The organism is Lysobacter sp. M15 (genome assembly GCF_022662515.1).
Lineage (GTDB): Bacteria > Pseudomonadota > Gammaproteobacteria > Xanthomonadales > Xanthomonadaceae > JAKPBU01.
In genome coordinates this window covers 278,228-293,851 of record NZ_JAKPBV010000012.1, presented here as the reverse complement: position 1 = coordinate 293,851, position 15,624 = coordinate 278,228, and the positions used below count along the sequence as shown (strand labels likewise).

General features: G+C 63.7%; 11 protein-coding genes. 6 read left to right on the top strand and 5 right to left on the bottom strand.

Translation table 11 applies throughout. The annotated features are described in order from the left end of the window. The first annotated feature begins 43 nt into the window (after positions 1 to 43). Complete coding sequence (locus tag MC380_RS13000) at positions 44 to 2,962, top strand: EAL domain-containing protein (protein ID WP_242165238.1); 2,919 nt, start codon at positions 44 to 46, stop codon at positions 2,960 to 2,962. Between the two features lie 36 nt (positions 2,963 to 2,998). On the opposite strand, the gene MC380_RS12995 is transcribed toward MC380_RS13000, so the two are convergent. Beyond that, the gene (locus MC380_RS12995; protein WP_242165236.1) at positions 2,999 to 4,519 is read right to left on the bottom strand and encodes an alpha/beta fold hydrolase; all 1,521 of its coding nucleotides are present in this window, start codon (positions 4,517 to 4,519) and stop codon (positions 2,999 to 3,001) included. 361 nt (positions 4,520 to 4,880) lie between these two features. Here MC380_RS12995 and MC380_RS12990 point away from each other — a divergent pair, with 361 nt between their 5' ends. The 4 genes from MC380_RS12990 to MC380_RS12975 all read left to right on the top strand — a co-directional run bounded on the left by MC380_RS12990 (position 4,881) and on the right by MC380_RS12975 (position 10,784). Then, complete coding sequence (locus MC380_RS12990) at positions 4,881 to 5,528, top strand: hypothetical protein (RefSeq protein WP_242165234.1); 648 nt, start codon at positions 4,881 to 4,883, stop codon at positions 5,526 to 5,528. A 120-nt stretch (positions 5,529 to 5,648) separates the two neighbouring features. After that, complete coding sequence (locus MC380_RS12985) at positions 5,649 to 7,358, top strand: hypothetical protein (RefSeq protein WP_242165232.1); 1,710 nt, start codon at positions 5,649 to 5,651, stop codon at positions 7,356 to 7,358. Continuing rightward, entirely contained in the window at positions 7,355 to 8,491 is a 1,137-nt protein-coding gene (locus tag MC380_RS12980) for a hypothetical protein (protein ID WP_242165231.1), read from the top strand. The genes MC380_RS12985 and MC380_RS12980 overlap by 4 nt, the downstream gene beginning before the upstream one ends. Next, entirely contained in the window at positions 8,481 to 10,784 is a 2,304-nt protein-coding gene (locus MC380_RS12975; protein WP_242165229.1) for a hypothetical protein, read from the top strand. The genes MC380_RS12980 and MC380_RS12975 overlap by 11 nt, the downstream gene beginning before the upstream one ends. Before the next feature lie 218 nt (positions 10,785 to 11,002). On the opposite strand, the gene MC380_RS12970 is transcribed toward MC380_RS12975, so the two are convergent. The 4 genes from MC380_RS12970 to MC380_RS12955 form a co-directional block, all read right to left on the bottom strand. Then, the gene (locus MC380_RS12970) at positions 11,003 to 11,755 is read right to left on the bottom strand and encodes a hypothetical protein (RefSeq protein ID WP_242165228.1); all 753 of its coding nucleotides are present in this window, start codon (positions 11,753 to 11,755) and stop codon (positions 11,003 to 11,005) included. Between the two features lie 18 nt (positions 11,756 to 11,773). After that, entirely contained in the window at positions 11,774 to 12,724 is a 951-nt protein-coding gene (locus MC380_RS12965) for an HNH endonuclease (protein WP_242165227.1), read from the bottom strand. A gap of 480 nt (positions 12,725 to 13,204) precedes the next feature. Next, the gene (locus MC380_RS12960) at positions 13,205 to 13,672 is read right to left on the bottom strand and encodes a hypothetical protein (RefSeq protein WP_242165226.1); all 468 of its coding nucleotides are present in this window, start codon (positions 13,670 to 13,672) and stop codon (positions 13,205 to 13,207) included. 180 nt (positions 13,673 to 13,852) lie between these two features. Beyond that, on the bottom strand, positions 13,853 to 14,761 hold the full coding sequence (locus tag MC380_RS12955; RefSeq protein ID WP_242165225.1) for a LysR family transcriptional regulator: 909 nt from the start codon (positions 14,759 to 14,761) through the stop codon (positions 13,853 to 13,855). Between the two features lie 105 nt (positions 14,762 to 14,866). Here MC380_RS12955 and MC380_RS12950 point away from each other — a divergent pair, with 105 nt between their 5' ends. Then, positions 14,867 to 15,613, top strand: a complete 747-nt coding sequence (locus tag MC380_RS12950; RefSeq protein ID WP_242165224.1) for an SDR family oxidoreductase — start codon at positions 14,867 to 14,869, stop codon at positions 15,611 to 15,613. Positions 15,614 to 15,624: the final 11 nt, after the last annotated feature.

Genomic DNA, 15,624 nt, shown 5'->3' with positions numbered 1-15,624 from the left:
GTCTGACGACCTGCTGCCGCGCCATGTGGTAAACCGCATGCGCATGACCCCGTCCAGCGCCGGCGCCACCCTGACCGAACTGCTCGCGCAGCCGGACTGGCCGTGCGCGTTCGCCGAAGCGGAGGCGCCGCACGCGCTCGCCGCGCAGGTCCTGCGGTTCGCCCGCACCCATCCCGACTGCACCCATGCCCGGCTGCTGTGGGCGCTAGGCCTGGAACAGCCCGAAAGCGAACCTGCCGACGCGTCGGCCGCCGATGTTCAACGGGCCCGGGCGGCGGCCGCGCGCAAGACGGCGCAATGGTCGGCCGACGGCAGCCAGCTCGCCCTGCCGTTGTCCGCGCAGAGCGACCCGGCCGTGCTGCTGCTCGACTTCGCCCCGCCGCCGCCGGCGCAGCACCTGCCCGATCACTGGCCATCGCTGCTGCACCTGGCCGACCAGCTGCTGCAGCGCGCGCTGGCGACCGAAGCCCTGCGCGCGTCGGTCGCCGGGCTCGCGCGCTCCGAGCAGCTGCAGCGCGCGCTGTTCGCGATCGCCGACCTGGCCGGCTCCGACCACGACATGCCGGAGATGCTGCGCGGCATCCACGCCATCGTCGGCTCGCTCATGTACGCGGAGAACTGCTACATCGTCCGCCTCGACCACGAGCGCCAGAGCTTCCGCTTCCTCTATTACGTGGATCTGGAAGATCCCCAGCCGCCGGACGACGTGCCGCTGAGCGAGCGCGAAGGCACCCTGACCTGGTACCTGCTGCGCGACGGCAGGCCGCTGCGTGGCCCCACCGAGCAGCTGCGCCAGCAGGTGTCCGGGCCGCTGCACTACCTGGGCACCGACAGCTACGACTGGCTCGGCGTGCCGATGCTGCGCGATGGGGTGGTCCAGGGCGCGATCGTGCTGCAGAGCTACGAGCCTGGCATCGTTTACTCGGCCGAGGACCAGGCGCTGCTGGAATTCGTCGGCAGCCACATCCTCACCGCGCTGGAGCGCAAGCAGCACCAGGACGTGCTCGAGAGCAGCGTGCGCCAGCGCACCGCCGAACTGGCCGAGGCCAACATCGGCCTGCAGGCCGAGATCGTCGAGCGCGAACGCGCCGAGCGCCTGCAGGCGGCGTTGTTCGAGATCGCGCAGCTGGCCACCGCCGACATCGACGAGGAGCAGTTCTACCGCAGCATCCACCGCGTGGTCGGCGGGCTGATCAATGCCCGCAATTTCTTTATCGCGCTGCTCTCCGAAGAGCGCACCATGCTGGAATTCCCCTACTACGTCGACGACATGCGGACGGGCCGCACCGCGCGCCCGCTGGGTCGGGGCCTGAGCGAATACGTGCTGCGCCACGGGCAGGCGATGCTGGGCAACATCGAGGACATCATGGAGCTGGCGCGCCAGGGCGAGGTGGCCCTGGAGGATGCGGGCACGCCGTCGGTGTGCTGGCTCGGGGTGCCGCTGCTGGTTGGCGACGAGGTGATCGGGGTGGTGGCGGTGCAGAGCTACGACCGCACGGTGTCCTACGGGCCGGCAGACCAGGAACTGCTGCAGTTCGTCGCCTCACAGATCGCCAACAGCCTCAACCGCAGGCGCACCGCGCAGATCCAGCAGCGGGCCTTCGCCCAGCTCGAACAGCGCGTGCAGGAGCGCACCCAGGCGCTGCGCCGGGAGATCCTGGAGCGCGAACGCGTCCAGCATCAGCTCGAACACCAGGTCCTGCACGACGCGCTGACCGATCTGCCCAATCGCGGCTACCTGCGCGAGCGCATGGAACGCGTGCTGGCGCTGCAGCGGCGCGAACCGGAGCGACAGTTCGCGCTGCTATACCTCGACGTGGACCGCTTCAAGGTGATCAACGACAGCCTGGGGCATCTGGCCGGCGACGACTTCCTCAAGCAGATCGCGCTGCGCATGGCCGCGTGCGTGCGCGAGCCCGACCTGGTGGCGCGGCTGTCCGGCGACGAGTTCGCGATCCTGCTGGAGGACCTGCCCGACGTGGGCGCCGCCGTGCACGTGGCCCAGCGCGTGCTGCAGGACATCGGCGCGCCGTTGCAGGTGGCCGGCAAGGAGCTGGAACCCTCGGCCAGCATCGGCATCGCCATCGCCGACAGCCGTTACCGGCATGCCGACGAAGTGCTGCGCGATGCCGACGTCGCGCTGTACCGGGCCAAGGCGCTGGGCCGCAAGCGCTTCGCGCTGTTCGACGCGTCGCTGCAGAAACATGCGATCGACGTGCTGGCGATGGAGGGCGAACTGCGGGTGGCCCTGCTGCGCGACCAGTTCGTGCCGTACTTCCAACCGATCCTGGACCTGGAAAGCGGCCGGGTGCAGGGCTACGAAGCGCTGATCCGCTGGAACCACCCCAGCCGCGGCCTGATCGGGCCGGGCGAGTTCCTGCGCATCGCCGAGGACAGCGGCAACATCGAGGCGATCGATTGGTGGATGTTCGAGCACAGCTGCGCGCTGGCCGCCACCCGGCTCGGCCCCGGCGACTGGTATCTCACCCTCAACGTCTCGCCATTGCATTTCCGCCATGGCGACTTCTCCGAACGCCTGCTCGGCATGCTCGCCCGCACCGGCCTGGCGCCGTCGCGGCTGGTGATCGAGGTCACCGAGGGCTCGCTGCTCGACGACCCGGAAGGCGTGCGCGAACTGCTGGGCCGGCTACGCGACCAGGGCGTGGCCGCGGCGCTGGACGATTTCGGCACCGGCTACTCCTCGCTGAGCTACCTGCACACCTTCCCGCTGCGCATCGTCAAGATCGACCGCAGCTTCGTCGCGCGCCTGGGCGAACCGGGCAGCGACAACAGCGAGGCGGTGGTCGCATCGATCCTGGCCCTGGCCCAGGCGCTCGGCCTGGAAGCCCTGGCCGAAGGCATCGAAACCCAGGCCCAGCACGACGCCCTGCTCGCCATGGGCTGCCGCCTGGGGCAGGGCTATCTGCTCGGCAGGCCGGCGCCGGTGGAGGATTGGGTTTAGCGCCCAATCGCGAGTGCGCGGACGCTTGCCTTCAGTTCACGGCAGCGCCTTGAAGAACTCGTCGAACACGGCCGGTCCTGGCACGACCGGCGCCGGCATGCTGGCGACGCAGGAGATGTCTGGTTTGCCGGTTGGCTCGTCGAGAAAACGCAGCGCGATGCCGCGGGTGCAGTCGTCGGTGCCCATGGCCGAATGGCTCGCACCCGCCACGCTGACCAGCGTGGCCTTGGCCAACATCCGCATCGCCGCGGTCGCATCGCTGGTCGGGGTGGCCGGGTCGTATTCGCCGGCATAGACCAGCGCCGGAACCGAAACCGGCGTGGCGTCGAAGAAAGCGGCCGGCGCCTGCTGGGGCTGCAGTGCTGCGCAGACCTGGTCCGGCTCGTCCGGCTCCATGTCCTGCGCCAGATCCGGATGCGCCACCACGGCCTTGCGGATCGCCGGGGCCGACGGCCGCGGGTAGATGTCATGACACTCCACCAGCCATTTCTGCGCATACGAGGTGGTGCCAAACGTGTGCGGGCCGGAAAAAGGCCCCGCCACCTTCAGCACCATCGCGTCGTCGCCCGCCGCCGCCCGCCTCAGCAGCTCCGGCACTACCGCAGCGGTCCTGCCGCGCACCAGCAGGTTCCAGGCGGTGCCCAGGAAGGTCGATCCGCTCACCTGGCCATCGGCGGTTTTCAGCGGGCTGCGGTCGTAGCGGGCGATGGCGCTGGCCGCATCCTTGCGCATGTCCGGATAGCGGGCGCGGCAGGTCTCATCAAGATTGCAGCGGGCCTGCAGCGCCGCGAGCCCCTCGGCCAGCGCACTGACCTGCTCGGCGCGGTTGGGCGAATTGGGCGCAAAGACCGAGTTGAAGATGATCGATCGCACCTGCGCCGGATGCCGGCGTGCCAGCTCGAAGGCCGGCAGCGAACCGAAGGACGTGGCCAGCACGTTCCATTGCCGGTAACCCAGCGCCTGGCGCAGCGCCTCGGCGTCGTCCGCGATGGCGGTGGAACTGTAGGCTGCCGGATCCCTGCCGCGCTCGACCATGCTCTTGCGGCACGCGCTGGCGGCTTCGCGCTTGCGGCGCAGCTCGACCGCGGCGCCGGGCGCTTCCGCCGCCAGCTTGTCGAGCGCCGCATCGAACTCGGGACAGATCGCCGGCGTCGACTTGCCGGAGCCGCGCTGGTCGAACAACACCAGGTCGCGTCCTGCGCGCAGGGCTTTGACCGACGGCGCCTCCAGCCACCCAGGCACCACCTCCAGCGTGGCGATACCCGGCCCACCGTGCAGGTAAAGGATCGGATCGCCGGTCGGCTCGGCACCGCTCCTGCGCAGCACCACCACCGGCAGCGACAGCGTCACCGCTCCGTTGGCTCCATGACGCTCGGGCACCTGCAGGCGCCCGCACTCCACGCCCACCGCGTCCGGCACGTCGATGGACCTGCAATCGACCCTGGCGTACGTACCCGCCGGCGCCGGACGCGCATCGGCAACCTCGCTGCCGGCCGGCCGCGCATGGGCAATGGAGGACAGCATCGCTGCTGCAAGCAGGCTCAGATGCATCGTCATGCGGAAAGCCATATGCGTACCCTCGCGAGAGAAGCCATGCGGTTCAACGCCGAGACGGCCGTTTCCCGGTCAGGGCGGCGTCACCTCGGGTCGAAAGTGGTCATTGCGTCGTTTGCCGCGATCGACCACGCGTGGTCGCTTGATACTCGCACGATCAAAGACTGGGTTGGCTCCACCTAATCCAGTATCACGGAGGATCTGCAAGAGACATTGCTGACGGAGCCATCCCGGGTACGGTCCTGATTAATTGCCTCCGTCCCCTTTGAGTCCAGGGAAGTTTCTTGCCAGGGAGAGAGCCGGCTTGCAGAGAGCTCGTTAGGTCAGGAGAGTTGTTCTCTATCGATAAAGAGTGGGTGGCACGATGGGCGATATCTTGTTTTGTTGGAACGATCAGGCAACGTGGGCGCCGCTGTTGAATAAGCCAGAGTCTGCGCTGCAGACACCCGAAACTGCGCTCGCCGTGCTTTTGGAGTCCTATGCCGGCCTAAAGGTGTTTCACGCCTGTCGAACGGTTGACGTGAACACATACTTGCTGGAAGGCCTTCGTCCCAGGATGATTGCCGAACTCAATGAGGCCGCGCGTTATATCGCGCATGAGTTTGATGCGACGGTGCTCGATAGCGACCTCGATCGAGCCATAGCCGAAGTGCCGTTCTCTATCGAAGGGAACGTGTACGCCAGTGTCGATCGCCGTGAGTTGCAGGGTCACGTGCATTTCTTCCGTTATGGAAGCGAGCGCGTATACCTGATCCTGAAGCGTCTAGGTGACTTGAATGGGCGGGACTACCTGCAGCAACTAGGCGCCGTCGGTCGGCCAATCATGTTGGAGTTGGCCATTCCCTGGCAGGATGTAAGCCAGTGGCTGCAGGGGGAGTTGGCGAACGCGGTTACTCAGAGCTGGAACGATGTTCGAGGCGGCGGTGGGCCGGAGGTGCGGCGATGGACGCACGCCCAGGACAAAGCAATTTTGCCAGCCGCCATCGTCGCGTACTACGAGGTATCTACGTGAACCTCTGAAACCTGCACGTGCATAGGAAGGCGATGGACGCTGCACTCCTTGCTGCGAACTGGACAGTCTCAAGGCCATTCAACATCATCATTGCTTTCCCTGCCAGCTGACGGCTCGACCATGCTTCAGATTGCTTCCGGAAAGCTATTTTCCCGGCCAGTAGGGCGCCGGAACGAACACCGGGGCATCCTCTACACAAACCTGCGCCTAGGCCGGGACGATCCGCTTGAGACGGTCGCTGGCCGGTTGTTGCCCGCAACCACGCTGGATGACTCGCGGGCGGTCGTCTATGAGGCCGTGGAGTTGATCGAAGAGACGCCAACCGGGCCTGGTGCCTTGGTATCCCGGGGAATGGACCCCTACCTCGAAGAGTTTGCTGCCATCTCATCCTTTGCCTTGAATGTCGTTTGCACGCCGAACGCGAATCTGGCTGCGCGCCTGCTGAGCAACCAACGCCTGGTGGGTGTCCGCGGCCGGCCAAGCAAGGCCGTTCGACGGTTCTTCGACGACGACGTGTGGTGCCAGGGTGGCGACGAGGCGCGGCTCCAAGGATTGGTCGCTGACCTGATCGGGTTGCAACGACGGAGTTACCGGGCGGCAATCCGGGCTATAAGAACCTATGTCACGGGCCTTCATCGACTGGCCGACGATCTTGAACTCGCCTACACGCTGCTCGTCGCCTCGATCGAGTCGTTGGCGCAGGGGTTCGACGGCAACCAAGGCAGCTGGGAGGACTACGACAGCGAAAAGCGTACGCGGATCGACAAGGCGCTCGCCGATGCAGACGCGGCCACCGCAGCCAACGTGAGATCGGCTTTGCTGGAGATCGAGCACGTGTCATTGGCGCGCAGATTCCGTGATTTCACGTTGGATCATGTCACCGACGCGTACTTCCGCGATGAAGCGAACTTCGAAGACGGCCCGATCGGGCGGGCGGAGTTGCCGGCTGCGTTGCGGGAGGCCTACCGGATGCGGTCCAAGTACATCCATAACCTGGAAGAGCTGCCGCGCATCATGACGCTAGGAGATTCCTACAGGGAAACGGTGCGGCTTGAGAGGAAGACCATGCTTACCTTTCAAGGATTGGCGCGCCTCGCCCGATGCGTCATCACCGAGTTCGTCCGCAAACAGCCGAAGGTGGAAGCAGAGCCATACGACTATTCGCTGGAGCAAACGGGTGTAGTCCGGGTGCAGATGGCGCCGCAGTACTGGGTCGCTGCGTTGAATGGTTTGACGTACGACTGCGGCCGCCGTCGATTGGAAGGCTTTGCTGAACAGCTCGCAAGCCACCTGGTCGGAGAGCCTAACGCCAGCGTGACTGATCTGCGCGAGTTGCTCGCTAAGGTCGAAACGCTGCTGTCTGGCATGGGTGTTGCCCAGCGTCGTCCGTTTGTGGCACTCCACATCCTGTTCAACAGCTATGCGCCCGAGGCATTCAAGATGCCGGGATTCGATGTCGTTCGATCAAAGTACGCGACGGACCTTGTAGGCCCGACCGTCGAAGCGATGTTCTTCCACCTGCTTTCGTTCTCAGAGCCGGCATGGCCGCTGCCCGAGCACGAGCACGTGCACAGAGAGTACTTCCGAGCCCGAAACTGGAAGGATGGACTTCGGATGCCCAAGCCTTTGGAAGCGGGTGTTTCATTGGTTCTGGCTGAGCGATTCAGAGTCATAAAAGACCACGCCAGAGCAGCGGAGTGGATCAGGTTCGCGGTGGAGAACTACCCCGGGCATCCGAGACTCCGGGAACTGGAAACCGGGTTCGATAAGGCCGTGCCGATCGAATGGTTGAAGCTGGTGTCTGCGCAGAAGGAAGGGGGCGCGCTATGACCGAGCCGAAGTTCGGACGCTGGATCGGCAGCCTCAACCGGTGCGCGCACGGCATCGTGCGGGGCCACTTACGGGCCAATGCCGCGGCAAATGCCGTCAAACGCTCGGCGCTTCATCGTTGGCTTAGAGGCGCCTTTACCGCAAGGACATTCTGGAGGTTCCTAGGTGTCTATTTTGTTCTGACCCTGGTGCTCATCACAGTCGAGTACGGCGTCGCGCACGTTCCGGCTGGCGCAATTCCAGACTGGGTGCCCGTGTCCCGGTTTCCCCCGGACGCGAAGTCCATCGTTCTGAACGTCTCCGGATTCATGATCGCCGCCCAAGTCGGTGCACTAGGCGTGATCTCCATCGCCTTGGCGCTGGTGACCATCATCGCGCAGCGGGACAGTTTCTCAACCGACGTGCAGGTCTATTACCACGAATCGATGGCTTTCGAGGTGGTGGCAAGCTGCCTGGCGCTATTGGTCGTTTTTTGCTTGCAGTTGTTGTGGCCGCTGCAGTACCTCTTGCACTACTTCGTCGACAGTAGGGATGCCCTGCTGTTCAAGTTGATTCTGCTCGGGGTCCATACCTTCTGGCTGATCTTCAACCTCGCTGCGTTGGCGCATTTTGCGCGCACAACGCTGCGGTTCGTCCAGCAGTCTTCCCGGCAAATGATGCGCAAGCAATACACGGCGAGCGTGAGTGCGCCGCGAGAGATGCATCAACGGATCCGACAGCAGGTCTACGAGGCCGGCGGATTGATCCTATCCGAGAGCATGCATCGACCCCGCGAGGGGGAATCGCCACACTACGTCGCATTCGGTATCGGATTTTTTGATGGATCCGGCGTCACCGAGATTAATTCCCGATTCCGCCGCAAAACCGCACTCCACGATGTCCGGATGGCGTGGGTGCTTTGGGTCGCTCGGCGCTGGGCCAAGCGATGGGAAGGGCTGCAGCAGGCGCAAGGTGCTGAGCCCCCGGCGACACGTTGGCACTATCCACGGCTGACGTTCGCACTCGAGCTTGATCGCCCCCTGCTGGGATCCGCCCATTGGTGCGTCCGATCTGGCGGTGATCCGTTGCGCCCTATCGAACGTTTCGTGCTGCGTTGTGCATTCCGCTTCGGAGCGGTGAAAGATGAAGACTGACCTGCCGACGCCGGAAGACATGCTGGAAGAGCTCGCGGATCGCGCAGCCGCCACGATTGATCGAAATGCGGCGGTTGCGTTCGATCGCGCCCTGGAGGAAATGACGGACTATCATCGCTTCCTGTTGGCGCTGAACGCACCGGATGCAAAATCCGGCTCCGCGTTCAGCCTGGCGGAAGTGGGCGGGCCGTGGTCCCCGCACGTGGAATGGGCGCAACAGTACGCGCGTCTATACGAACGGGCATCGGAGCGCATCCCCGACAATACCCACTACATCAGAAAGCTCGCCTACAGCCCGTTGGGCTTGCTGCCGCGCAAGCAGGATCCGCGCCTCTCGCCTGGCGTGTCGGCGGGCATTCTGGATCTTGGTCCGAATCTGGTCTATCGACTTGAAGCATGGTTCACCCGCAGGACGGTGGTCGCCGACAACGGTGAGGGTGGCGCCAAACGGATGTTGCTGGCTGGCTCCGATGAGCGCGCTTACGCCGACGCGCTGACGGACGTCGTAGGGGGATGGGAGTCGCTGCACCAGTTCGTGCCCGAGATGGTCGGATGGCGCCGGGGCACGATGACGCCTGCCGCGCGGGAGTGGGATCGACTGCGTGATACGTGGTTGTACCTGTTCCACCACCTCAAGAACACAGCCCGTATGGTCGCCATCGCGGCTTGGAACGAGGACGAAAAGGGGGCGGCCATGTTCGGTGAGGCCTTCGTCAGATGGCCTGGCGTACTGGAGTACGAGTTGGGAGATGGAACGAGCTTGTTCTACCGGCGCATGCTGTATCCGCCGATCATCGCGCTGGACTGGGACGCGGCGCGCAAAGCGGTCGCATCGCTGCAACACGGGTTCGATCGTGCGCCGCCACCTCGCGAGCTGTTCGCAAATACGCTTCAGTCTGTCTATGGTGACGTGCGGCTTGTCACCGCCGCGCTGCTGCTGCACTGGACGGTATCTGGCCGACAACAAACCGACATCGCTGCCCGGACAGCGATGTCGTTGCTTGGCGTGGTCGACACGGATTCTGGGGAGATCTCACGCGAGCCCGCCAATCTAGAGTTCATTCCGCTCTGCCTAGCATTGCTCAGGCTGAAGCTGGCCGGCAGCGCGTACGATAACGAATCCTATGGCACGGAGCTGGACAGTTTTGTGCGCAGGATGGACGGCATGACCGAGCGTCCCGTCGTGCCCGGCCGGTCCTTCACGCCTTCGACCTTGCATGGCCGGGACGAACTCGTCGTGTCGTTCCTGGCTTTGCTCGCCATGGACGTGCGCCCTGCCGATGAAGCAATTGGCCGGCGCTTCTCGGAGCTCGCAAGGGACGACAGTGAGCTGCCGAACGGACAAGAATCCCTCGTCGGTATCCTTGAAGAGCTAGGCCATCTGCTCCGTGGTCTAGACAGTACGTCGAATCGATTGCACAACGCCCTCCGGATCGTGGCTACCGACGAACGCGTCGAGAAGGTTGTGGATAGGCTGCGGGCCAAGCTCGAAGCGGCCATTGCGGCAGTCCAGGCCGCCAGGGACGACCACCTACGAGCGGCAGAGATCGACGTCGAGCGATTGAATCCGATCCGTGCCGCGATCACGGAAAAGCTGCTGACTCTTCCCTTCAAAGGTACGTTGTTTCGTGGCGTGAGCGTGGATGTCGTGACGGATGGTCACGGACCTCGTCGCGACGTGAAACTCATCCGTCTGGAGAAGGCGAGGCTCATCGACCCGTCCCCCTCGATGTTGTCGAATCTAGGTGATGTGACAAGCAGATTCGTAAAGAGGCAATCCGATGGATATCTCTGGCGTGATTTTGCGGCACGAAAGCGCTTTACATATACAGTATCGAAACTGCCGAATGACGCTCTGTTCTGGTGGGAAATCGGAGATCTGGCGCACTACATCGGTCCAGACCCGATACTGATCGTATCGGATGATGAGACCAAGACACTGCGCGAGCTGATTGCCGGGCGGACGATGGACTCGTCGGAGCCGACGATTGAACAGAAGCCGGCCGGCGAAAAAGGACGGCAGTACCTTGCCACGGTGAACGGAGTCGATGTCTATTCGTCAGAAATGTCCCCCAGGAAGGCCTGGCTGTTCTCGGCGCGCACACTTGAGCGTGTGCGTTACATCGCGCCTGGCGGTCTTCAGTCCGTTGTCACGCTCAGTATGCAGTGGCAAGACAATGGACTGGAGGGGGATCTGTTTGCGCACTTCCAGCAGCTTGCAGAGTGGGCGGAATTCCCGACCATCGAGGTGGTTATTCCTGATCCGTCCAACATGCTTGTCCGAGGGCCATAGGGTGGACTCTGGCCCACCGTCTTGGGGACGTGCAGCGACAGACCGGCTTGCAACAAGGCCATCCCACGCGGGATAGCGCTGCGAGCACCGATCGATCACGACGGAACAGGGGTCGGTGTGCTTTTTTGCGGAAACGAACGTTGACGAAAGCCTGCCCGTATAGCCATCAGCTGGGTTGAAGGTTAAACACAGCGCCTTAGGTCGTAAGCAGACCTTACCTATTTTTTAGGGTCTGGATTTGTCTTCGAACTGCGCGCTACGCGGCGCAATTCCAGGCCCTCTAGCTCGACCACGTGAGTGAGCCTGGTCTTCGGGTCATAAATGGCGAGATAGCTGGGTGATGTATCAAGGTCCGCGCCAGAGATGACGACGTTTTTGTCTTTAAGAACATCCGTGCACGGCGCTTTGACCGAGCAACCATTTGCGTAGCGCTCGCGCAGCTTCTCCGCATACGCTTTTCCTGCGTACTCGCCAGGGGCGCCAATGGCGATCATCAGTAGCATTACGATGCACACAGCCCCCGGCAGCGTTCCTGCGATGGAGATGGTGACAACGGAGAAGCGAAGAAGAGCCCTGCCCCATGGCGGTAAGGTCTCCACCCACTCAGCTTTCTTAGGGCTCCATCGGTAGAGATATAGGTAAGCCGTTAGGATGATCGAGAGCGTAAGACAGTAGAGAACAAACTCCCAAGGGCGGTCGGTATATACCTTGAAGAGTAGGTACCAGCGATCGAACAAGGTATAGAAGCCGTTGATCAGCATCCACGCAACGTCTTTTGGGAAGAGATCGGGCGGCACTCCCATCTCCCTTAAGAAGGTCCGATGAGTGATGGCCCCTATGGCGTGTAGGCAAACTCCACCCGCGGCGAGCAGCCCCGCGATAAGTGGAAGCAGATCGAGAACTAGGCGAGCGCGCGGCGCCTTTGAAGTCGGAGCTGCAATGTCTTCCTTGGGTGCGCGTTGACGTGCCATCTATTTGCGGCTCCTTGTCTAATCCACGGTCGAGATCAGCTCGCTGATGGGGTTAGTCAAGCCATGGAAGCGCTTCTCGAAGACCTTATTGCGGTGATAGTCCAGATAGGCACGCTGGTGGGCGTTGAACTCGCCGCAGCTGCGTCCTGGCTTTAGGTTGAGCCCAAGGCGCTTTTTGACGTCTGCTGGAAGCTCGTTGGCGACGCAGAGCTTTCCGCGATCCTCAAACGTGATCCAGCCGCGATCAAACAGCAGATCGGCTTGCGGAGTCAGTAACAAGCCATTGTTGCCATCGACACGCTCGTCGCCCTTGGTGCAAGCGGACCACGGCTTGATGTGGCTGGCGCGGAGAAAGCGCAGGTCCATGACCTGCGTGAGGCGGCATTGCTTCTCGATGCCGATGAGTCGTCGCTTGAACAGCTCCTGCTTGGTGCGAACTTCGGTGAGTTTGAGGACCGCCGTACTTCCAAGCCCTAGCTCTGCCTTGGATGCATCGGCGATCTTTGCCGCGGGGAGAAAGGCGTTTTGGTCTAGCGGTTGCAGGCGAAAGACGAACGCGGTGCGATTGGGCCCGCGCGTGGCAGGTGTATCCGGGCGCGAGTACGCCGACACTTTGAGAAATTCGCCGTCGTATCGATAGGGCTTGCCTTTGCCCATGGATTTGAACAGCAGCAGGCGCTTGCCTTCCTGCTGGTGACGGTCAATGGCGAGGTTCCCTCCGCTCATCTGCATGTCACCGCTCTGACCTTCGCCGAAGTAGTGAAAGATGCCGTCGTCGTCCCAGAAGTCGGCGTAGCCGTGCGACTTGCCGGCCTCGCCGGTGAAGATGATCACGAACGGCTGGTCTCTGGGCGTGGAAATGCCGCCTTGCTGCTGGCCTCCCAGCAATGCATGGATCTGGGCTTTGCGGCTGTAGAGCGCGCCGACCTCGAAGGGCAGGGGTGTGCCCGGTAGGCCGACGACGGACACTGCGAGACCTTCTTGCGCCACGGACTCCTCCCCTGCAGCCAGGTTAGCCAGGGCAGGGGAGCGAGGCAATTCGCGGTCCGCTCTCCGACCATGTGTACGGTTCGCGGCTCGTGCCGTCGGGTCGCGGTTGCAGGGGCTGCTCCAGCTATATGCCTCGGAGCCTTTGCGCTAAGGCAAGCCGCCTTTCCGACCAGGCTCCGCGCCTCAACGCCAGCCCAAAACGCCTCATCCATAAGCCCCGGAGCCTTGCGCGTGAGGCTCGGGAGCCTTGCCGCCGGAGCGAAATGCCTCGCGCGTGAGGCTTTTTGCCTCACCGATGAGGCTTTTTGCCTTATCCATGAGGTCAATCAGCCTCACGCGTCAAGCTTTTTGCCTCGTCCACGAAGCAAAAAACCTGACGGGCGAGGCTGGGAACCTCTCCCGTCAGGCTCGGAACCTCGCCCGGGCGTTGGCGCCGGGGCGAGGGGCGGTGGACCCGGATCAGTCGGCCGGGGCCTGCGCCGCGCTGCGGGCGGCCTTGGCCCAGCGGGCCGACAGCTCGCGGCGGGCCGACTTCAGGCCTTCGTCCTTGCCGGAGACCTTGAGCAGGCCGTAGCCCTCCAGGGCCACGCCGATGATGTCGCTGCCCAGGGCCATCTCGGTGTCGTCGGCTTTTTCCAGCAGCTGGCGCAGCACGATCAGGCGCGGGCGCAGCTGGTCCAGTGCGGCCAGGTCCGCCTGCGCCTCGGCCAGCCCCAGGTTGGGCGGGACGATCTGCGGATTGGCGGTGAGCACGGTGAGGGTCTGGCGGCAGAAGACTTCGGACTTGTCGCCCATCTTCATCAGATCGCGCCGCTGCTGCGGCTGCAGCGACACCAGCGGGGCGAACACGCGCCGCATCGTCTCCAGCGCGCCGTCGAGGTCGGCCAGGTCCTGCGCGGTGAGGTTCAACGAAACCAGGTTTTGCATATGCGTCTCCATCCCTTGGAATGCCCGCCGAGTGCGGGCGTGCAGAGACTGCAGAGGTGCGGCGGGTGTGTCTTTCGGAAAACCCCGCGTTAGCGGCTAGGAATTTTCCTAAGTGGCGCGGAAAGCGGCGCGACGGCACGCGATGGGTGGAGAAGCCCAGGCTTCGGCTTGGGCAGCCGCTCAGCGTTCGATGCTGCCGATGTCGGTCGAGAAGGCCCCGGCCGCCCAGTCGATGAATACACGCAAGCGGGGCGACGGCAAACGAGTGCGTGGATAGACGATGTTGACCGGGCTGGGTAACGGCGGAAATTTCTCGAGCAGGGGTATCAATTGCCCGCCCGAGAAATAGGGCTCCAGCCGATAGCGTGGAGCCTGGATGATTCCGAAGCCGGCCAGCGCCGCCCCAAGGTAAGACTCTGCTCCGCCAACGCGTACCCGTGTCGGCAGGCTGATGTGGCGAACAAGTCCTTGCTGCTGGAATTCCAGCGGCAGCAGCGCACCGATGGATGTCGATTTGAACCCCACCATCAGGTGCCCGTCCTGCATGTGGTCCGGGTCCTTCGGTATCCCGTGGCCTTCGCAATAGCCAGGCGACGCAGCTGTAGCTTCGGGCAGCATCGCCAGGCGGCGCGCGATCAGATCGCTGTCACGGAGTTCGCCCACGCGCACGGCACAGTCGACGCCTTCCCGCACGAGGTCGATGTAACGATCCCCCTCGCTCACATCCAGCTCGATGTCGGGGTACATCGACAGGAACTCGGGAAGACGCGGAAACAACAGGTGACGCGCGAGTACGCCGTGCATGTCGATGCGCAGCGCTCCCTTGGGATGCACGTTGCTGAAAGCGCTCTCGGCATCCTCCAGATCGGCTATCAGGCGCAGGCTGCGTCCATAAAAGGTTTCGCCCTCCAACGTGGGCGTGACCTGGCGCGTGGTCCGCTGCAGCAGGCGCACTCCCAGTCTGGATTCCAGCGCCTTGACGGCATCGGTCACGGTCGCCCGGGGGAGGTTCAGGTCATCGGCTGCCCGCGTGAAGCTGCGACGCTCCACGATCCGCACGAAGACCCGCATGGCATCGAAGCGATCCATTGTTCGGATATCCGAATAGTGTTCGCGGAATATGCCTAATTATCCGGCATTCGGGAATAACTACCTTGGTCGCACGCCAGTCCGGCGGATCACCGAGGCATCCCCATGAACACCCAATCCAATCCCCGTTCGGTGGCGGTCGTCACCGGTGCCTCCCGAGGCATCGGCGCCGCCATCGCCGAACGCCTGGCCAAGGACGGCGATGCCGTGGTCGTCAATTACGCCGGCAATCGCCGGGAGGCCGATCAGGTCGTCGAGCGCATTGCCGCCGCCGGTGGCGAGGCGATCGCCCTGCAGGCCGACGTGTCCGATCCGGCCGCCGTGCAACGCCTCTTCGAAGCGGTCGAGTCGCGCTTCGGTGGCGTCGATGTGCTGGTCAACAACGCCGGCATCATGAAGCTGGCGCCGCTGGCCGACAGCGACGATGCGCTGTTCGACAGCCAGATCGCGATCAACCTGAAGGGCACCTTCAACACGCTGCGCCAGGCCGCGCGCCGGCTGCGCGACGGCGGCCGCATCGTCAACCTGTCCACCTGCGTGGTCGGCCTGAAGCTGGAGAACTACGGCGTCTATGCCGCGACCAAGGCGGCGGTGGAAACCCTGACCGCCGTCCTGTCCAAGGAACTGCGTGGACGCTCGATCACCGTCAACGCCGTGGCCCCTGGCCCGACGGCCACCGACCTGTTCCTCAACGGCAAATCGCCCGAGTTGATCGATCGCATGGCGAAGATGAACCCGCTGGAGCGCCTCGGTACGCCGGGCGATATCGCGAACGTTGTCGCCTTCCTCGCCGGCGCCGACGGCGGCTGGATCAACGGCCAGGTGCTGCGCGCCAACGGCGGCATGGTCTGAGCAGCCGTCCG